Origin of the sequence: Arsenophonus sp. ENCA, assembly GCF_002287155.1 — a bacterium.
GTDB lineage: Bacteria > Pseudomonadota > Gammaproteobacteria > Enterobacterales > Enterobacteriaceae > Arsenophonus > Arsenophonus nilaparvatae.
Window position 1 is genome coordinate 1 of the sequence record NZ_NHNG01000316.1, and the last position, 1,625, is coordinate 1,625.

A 1,625-nucleotide genomic window follows, 5' to 3' on the forward strand; every position below is an offset into this window, starting at 1 on the left:
TTTAGTTTTCTCATTGAAATAGGTACTGTTGGCATAGGTATTCTCTACCCTCATATGGCAAAGAATACAGTTCAACACACCTGTGATAATTAGAATAACATTGATGGAGATCACCGAATAACAAAATGGGTCAAAAGTGATCTCCATCGATGTTATTAAGCGATCTGGTTAAATGTTATTAGCTGATCTCCATCAATGTTATTGGGTGATCTGCATGCATGGTAATATGCACAGATCGTATTGAACTTTGTTCCAGTCCAGCTGAAGGTGGATTAACGCCTAGTTATGGTTGTTTAAAACAGACTAAAGATATGATAAAGATCCCCGTTCATCCAATTGTACGTCCTAGAGGAGGGGATTTTTGTTACAGCGATAGTGAGTTTGAAACTATTAAACATGATGTTAAATTTATCAGGCAGTTAGGTTTTCCTGGTGTGGTATATGGCATATTGATATACCGCGCATGCGTATTTTAAAAGCATTATCTGGGGATATGGAGATTACTTTTCATCGTGCATTTGATATGTGCATTAGCCCAAAACAGGCCTATGTACAGCTGACAGAACTTGGTGTTGCCCGTATATTAATCAGGTCAGCAGCAGAATGCGGAATGTGGTTTACCGTTATTAAAAGAATTAAATGCATTATCTGCTAAAACCCCAAATGGCCCGATAATCATGGCGGGTGCTGGGGTAAGATGTTCAAATTTGAAGAAATTTATTGATGCAGGGTTATCGGAAGTACATACATCTGCTGGAAGAGTGATGCCATCGGCCCATGAACTACCGCAAAGCAGTGGTAACGATGAGTTCCAATATGGAGATGGATGAATTTACCCATTGTTGTGTAGATAGTCGTGAGGTGGAAGCAATGAAAAATTTATTAGCTATTTGCTAATAATGAATGATTACAAGTTTAGAGCAATGACGGTATTCAATACCGTCAAGTTTACCTTTTTTTGGCAACTAAAGTTGCGCGTAGAGGAGCCGAATAACCTTCAACTGTCAAATGCATGTTATTTGAGTTAAGAAAATTTGCTAATGATTCGGTTTCCATCCAGGCTGTTTTTCGCTGTTCTTGTACGGTTGTTACTGTTTGATCAACAATACGCACATCGCAAAAGCCACACTTTTCTAGCCAGATTTTAAGCATTTTGGCTGAGGGAATAAAATAAACATTACGCATTTGAGCATAACGTTCTTCAGGTATTAAGCATTGGTTTTCATCACCTTCAATAACTAAACTTTCCAGTACTAGCTCACCACCGGAAACTAATTGATTTTTTAGTTGATAGAGATGATCTAACGGTGAACGCCGATGATAAAGTACACCCATTGAAAATACAGTAAACTAGTTGCTGAATAGAGACTTGCATTTTTTGTCACGCTATTGAGAATAAAAAGAGGTTTAACTTAGAGAATAAAGGTTTGAAATGATCAACAAAGAGCGGCTGTTACGAGATAATCGTTTATGTAAAGCAATCATTAAACTAGTTGCTGAATAGAGACTTGCATTTTTTGTCACGCTATTGAGAATAAAAAGAGGTTTAACTTAGAGAATAAAGGTTTGAAATGATCAACAAAGAGCGGCTGTTACGAGATAATCGTTTATGTAAAGCAATCATT

General features: G+C 37.2%; 2 pseudogenes. One reads left to right on the plus strand and one right to left on the minus strand.

The features are described from left to right. Window positions 1-233: 233 nt before the first annotated feature. A pseudogene (cutC, locus tag CBG25_RS08485) lies at window positions 234-897 on the plus strand (copper homeostasis protein CutC); the annotation flags it as partial. A gap of 51 nt (window positions 898-948) precedes the next feature. On the opposite strand, the pseudogene cmoB reads toward cutC, so the two are convergent. Then, window positions 949-1,347 (minus strand): annotated as a pseudogene (gene cmoB, locus CBG25_RS08490) (tRNA 5-methoxyuridine(34)/uridine 5-oxyacetic acid(34) synthase CmoB); the annotation flags it as partial. Between the last annotated feature and the right edge of the window lie 278 nt (window positions 1,348-1,625).